At 67.5% G+C, this 4,915-nt stretch carries 4 protein-coding genes; all 4 read right to left on the bottom strand.

What is annotated here, in order from left to right; all coding sequences use genetic code 11:
• A partial coding sequence (gene ntrC, locus B551_RS13310) for a nitrogen regulation protein NR(I) (RefSeq protein WP_023264287.1) occupies nt 1–1,250 on the bottom strand: 1,250 nt, incomplete at its 3' end.
• A 104-nt stretch (nt 1,251–1,354) separates the two neighbouring features.
• Nucleotides 1,355–2,533, bottom strand: a complete 1,179-nt coding sequence (gene glnL / locus B551_RS13305; protein WP_006578618.1) for a nitrogen regulation protein NR(II) — start codon at nt 2,531–2,533, stop codon at nt 1,355–1,357.
• A 10-nt stretch (nt 2,534–2,543) separates the two neighbouring features.
• The gene (locus B551_RS13300; RefSeq protein ID WP_253281350.1) at nt 2,544–3,161 is read right to left on the bottom strand and encodes a DUF4124 domain-containing protein; all 618 of its coding nucleotides are present in this window, start codon (nt 3,159–3,161) and stop codon (nt 2,544–2,546) included.
• Between the two features lie 138 nt (nt 3,162–3,299).
• Nucleotides 3,300–4,715, bottom strand: a complete 1,416-nt coding sequence (locus B551_RS13295; RefSeq protein ID WP_023264285.1) for a 3-hydroxylaminophenol mutase — start codon at nt 4,713–4,715, stop codon at nt 3,300–3,302.
• Nucleotides 4,716–4,915: the final 200 nt, after the last annotated feature.

Below are 4,915 nucleotides of genomic sequence, written 5' to 3'. Positions count from 1 at the left end.
GCCCCCGCCTCGGCCGCCTCGGCGCCGCCCTGCGCGTCGCGTTCGGTCACGCGCGCGCCGCCGTAGCCGGCCATGCCGGCCTGCCCGTCCGGGGCACCGCCGCCGATCATCTCGCGCGGCAGATCCTTGACCTCGATGGTCTGCGCCGGCGCCATCACGGTCAGCCAGTTGCACAGGTTTTCCAGTTGCCGCACGTTGCCGGGGAACGGCAGCGTGCTGACGTAGGCCAGCGCCTCGTCGGACATCCGCTTCGGTTCGACGCCCAGCTCCTTGGCGCTCTTCTGCAGGAAATGCCGCGCCAGCAGCGTGATGTCCTCTGGCCGTTCCCGCAGCGGCGGCAGCCGCAACCGGATCACGTTCAGGCGGTGGAACAGGTCCTCGCGGAACAGTCCCTCCTTGACGCGCGTTTCAAGGTTCTGGTGGGTGGCGGCGATCACGCGCACATTGGCGCGCAGCGGATTGTGGCCGCCGACCCGATAGAAGTTGCCGTCCGACAGCACGCGCAGCAGCCGCGTCTGCAGGTCGAACGGCATGTCGCCGATTTCGTCGAGGAACAGCGTGCCGCCCTCGGCCTGTTCGAAGCGGCCGCGCCGCATCGTCTGCGCGCCGGTGAAGGCGCCGCGCTCGTGGCCGAACAGTTCGGACTCGAGCAGGTCCTTCGGAATCGCCGCGGTATTGAGCGCGATGAACGGGCCGTTGGCACGCGGGCTGTGCTTGTGCAGCGCGCGGGCGACCAGCTCCTTGCCGGTGCCCGACTCGCCGGTGATCAGCACCGTCACGTTCGACTGCGACAGCCGGCCGATCGCGCGGAACACGTCCTGCATCGCCGGCGCCTGGCCGAGGATCTCCGGCGCGTCGAGCAGGCGGTCGTCCATCTCCTCCTCGCGCAGGCTTTCCTCGAGCGCGCGGCGGATCAGCTCGACGGCCTTGTCGACGTCGAAGGGCTTGGCCAGGTATTCGAAGGCGCCGCCCTGGAAGGCCGCCACCGCGCTGTCGAGATCCGAATAGGCCGTCATCACGATCACCGGCAGGCCCGGATGGCGCGCCTTGATCGCCTGCAGCAGATCGAGCCCCGAACCGCCGGGCATGCGGATGTCCGAGATCAGGACCTGGGGCTCGTCTTCCTCGAGCGCCGACAGCACGTCGCGCACATTGGTAAAGCTGCGGGACAGCAGGCTCTCCCGGGCCAGGGCCTTTTCCAGGACCCAGCGAATAGATTGATCGTCGTCGACTATCCAGATCGGCTTCATGTGCGTCGCTTGTCTGCTCGGTGTTTCGGAGGTCCGCCTTCGCTGCGCTGTTCAGCCCGCCGCCCGGCGGGGGAGGCATCGATCGTCAGCCGATCTCGGGCGATTCAGCGCAGCGGCAGCAGGATGCGGAAATCGGTACAGCCGGGCCGGCTCTCGCATTCGATCAATCCCTCGTGCTGCTGCACGAAGGTCTGCGCCAGTGTCAGACCGAGCCCACTGCCGCCATCCCTGCCCGACACCAGCGGGTAGAAGATGCGTTCGCGAATATCGTCGGGAATGCCCGGACCGTTGTCGATCACATGCAAGTCCAATGCCAGCTTGTACAGCCGCTTGGCGATCGTGACCTGGCGCGCGACGCGCGTGCGCAGCACGATCTGCGCATCGCCGCGCGCGATGCGCTCGGCCAGCGCCTGCGCCGCGTTATGGACGATGTTGAGCACGGCCTGGATCAGCTGCTCGATGTCGCCCGACAGCTCGGGCAGGCTGGCGTCGTAGTCGCGCACGATCTCGAGGCCATTGGGGAATTCGGCCAGCACCACCGAGCGCACCCGCTCGAGCACCTCGTGGATATTGAGCTCGCGCACGATATGCGGATGCCGGTGCGGTTCGAGCAGCCGGTCGACCAGCGTCTGCAGGCGGTCCGATTCCTTGATGATGACCTGCGTGTACTCGCGCAGGCTGCGCTCGGGCAGCTCGAATTCGAGCAGCTGCGCCGCGCCGCGGATGCCGCCCAGCGGGTTCTTGATCTCGTGGGCCAGATTGCGGATCAGCTCCTTGTTGGCCGAGGTCAGGTCGAGGATCCGTTCCTCCCGTTCACTGCGGACCTTCTGCTCGTTGGGCAGCACCTCGACCAGCGCGGTGCCGGGGCTGGCGTCGATGCCGCCGATCACCACGTGCGCGTGCATCGGCTCGCGCAGCGGCGGTTGCAGGACCACGTCCTGGCGCCGCGCGTCGACCTGGCGCGCCAGCACCGAATCGATCATCGCGTCGAGCTCGTCGGCGCGGCCGAACAGCGCCGACAGCGACAGCTCCAGCATCGACTTGCGCGAGAGGCCGAAGCTCGCCTCGGCCGCCGGGTTCGCATAGACGATCCGCATGCCGGGCTGCGCGACCAGCAGCACCGGGTTCGGCATCATGTCGAGCCCCGCCGCAAGTCCGGTCAACGCGGCCAACGCGGGCGCCACCGGTGGCGCGGCGCTTGCCGGCGACCCGGTGTCGTCGTCGGCCGGCGCGCGTTCGCCGCCGCCGACCTTGCGTGAAACGCTGCGAATCAGGCGGCGCATCGATCGATCCTCAGTCCTTCAGGTTGGCCAGCTCGCGCCGCAGCGCGGCCGCATTGGCCTCGCTGCGCGCGATGTCGTCGCGCAGCGCGGCGGTCCGGTCCAGATAGCGCTGGTAGTTGCGCTCGTCGCCCTGCCGCTCCGGCTGACCCTCGTTGAATTGCGCGCGCAGCGCGGCCAGCTTGGCCTGTTCGCTGCGCAGCTCCTCTTCCAGCACCGCGCGGCGTTCGCCGTCCCGGCGGCGCTGCGTGGCCGCATCGATGCGCGGAAAATTCGCCGCGGTCGCGCCTTCGAGCGGCGCCGCACCACCGCCACCGCCGCCACCACCGCCACCACCGCCGCGTGACGGCTGGCGGGTCACCGGCACGGTCAGCACCTCGGGCAGGTCCAGCCGCCTGCAGCCCTTGCCGCCGTTGCCGTTGCGGTATTCGGGCACGCCCTTCGGGCCGCTGCAGACGTAGATCTCCGAGCCGTTCGGCGCGGCCTGCGCCGCTGCCGGCGACACGCCAGCGGAACCGAGTGCCGCGGCGACGCCCAACAACAGGGCGGCCGATGCACCGGGCCGGGCAGGCGGCGCCGATCCGGCACCGGGGCGGTGCGGCAAGCGGAACGAAGACAGGGTCGCGGTCATGGACGGGCGTCGCATCAAGAGGCATCGAGATCGGAGGAAGCCCAATTCTAGCGAGCCAAACAAAAAGGGACAGCCGAGGCCGCCCCTTCCTGGTGCAACAAGCACGGTGTGCTTACAGCGCGTGCTGGCAGCGAGCGCTTACAGCGAGTAATACATCTCGAACTCGAGCGGATGGGTGGTCATGCGGAAGCGGGTCACTTCCTCCATCTTCAGTTCGATGTAGGCGTCGATCATCGTGTTGCTGAACACGCCGCCCCGGGTCAGGAACTCGCGGTCCTTGTCGAGGTACTCGAGGGCCTGATCCAGGCTCGCGCACACGGTCGGGATCTTCGCATCCTCTTCCGGCGGCAGGTCATACAGGTTCTTGTCCGCGGCTTCGCCCGGGTGGATCTTGTTCTGCACGCCGTCCAGGCCGGCCATCATCAGCGCGGCGAAGCCCAGGTACGGGTTCATCAGCGGATCCGGGAAGCGCGTCTCGATGCGGCGGCCCTTCGGGTTCGCCACGTACGGGATGCGGATCGAGGCCGAGCGGTTGCGGGCCGAGTAGGCCAGCTTGACCGGGGCTTCGAAGCCCGGCACCAGACGCTTGTACGAGTTGGTACCCGGGTTGGTGATCGCGTTCAGCGCACGGGCGTGCTTGATGATGCCGCCGATGTAGTACAGCGCGAACTCCGACAGGCCGGCGTAGCCGTTGCCCGCGAACAGGTTCTGGCCGTCCTTCCAGATCGACTGGTGCACGTGCATGCCCGAGCCGTTGTCGCCGACCACAGGCTTCGGCATGAAGGTCGCGGTCTTGCCGTAGGTGTGGGCGACGTTCTGGATCACGTACTTCTGCAGCTGCGTCCAGTCGGCGCGCTGCACCAGCGTGCTGAACTTGGTGCCGATCTCGTTCTGGCCCTGGCCGGCCACTTCATGGTGGTGGACTTCGACGGGGATGCCCAGCGATTCCAGGATCAGGCACATTTCCGAACGCATGTCCTGGAACGTGTCGATCGGGGCGACCGGGAAGTAGCCGCCCTTCTTGCCCGGACGGTGGCCGCTGTTGCCGTGCTCGAATTCGCGGCCCGACGACCACGGCGCTTCTTCCGAGTGGATCTTGACGAAGCAGCCCTGCATGTCGACGTTCCAGGTCACGCCGTCGAAGATGAAGAACTCGGGCTCCGGACCGAAGTAGGCGGTGTCGCCCAGGCCGGTGCTCTTCAGATAGGCTTCGGCGCGCTTGGCGATCGAACGCGGGTCGCGGTCGTAGCCCTTGCCGTCCGACGGCTCGACCACGTCGCAGGTCAGCACCAGCGTCGGCTCTTCGTAGAACGGGTCGATATGGGCGGTGTTCGGGTCCGGCATCAGCAGCATGTCCGAGGCCTCGATACCCTTCCAGCCAGCGATGGACGAGCCGTCGAAAGCATGGCCGCTCTCGAACTTGTCGTCACCGAAGTGCGAGGTCGGCACGGACACGTGCTGCTCCTTGCCCTTGGTGTCGGTGAAACGGAAGTCGACGAACTTGACGTCGTTTTCCTTCACCAGCTTCATCACATCTGCAACGCTCTGCGCCATGCCTATCTCCTGGTAATTCGGCTGAGTTCAGTTGGAGCCATTCACGTGCCGGCCGCCGGGGGCGCATCGCTGCCGCCTGCCGGCGGCGACCGGCCTTCAAAAGGACGAAGCATGTTAGCAGAAAGCATGCCAACGTCCGCACGGATTTGGCGCGGCGGTGACGCGCGCGCCGCGTCCACGACCGGCCGTTCCCGCAATCT

The sequence above is a fragment of the Cupriavidus sp. HPC(L) genome (assembly GCF_000307735.3).
Classification (GTDB): Bacteria; Pseudomonadota; Gammaproteobacteria; order Burkholderiales; family Burkholderiaceae; genus Cupriavidus.
The sequence above is the reverse complement of the archived record's forward strand: the minus strand, read 5'-3'. Positions and strand labels throughout refer to the sequence as shown.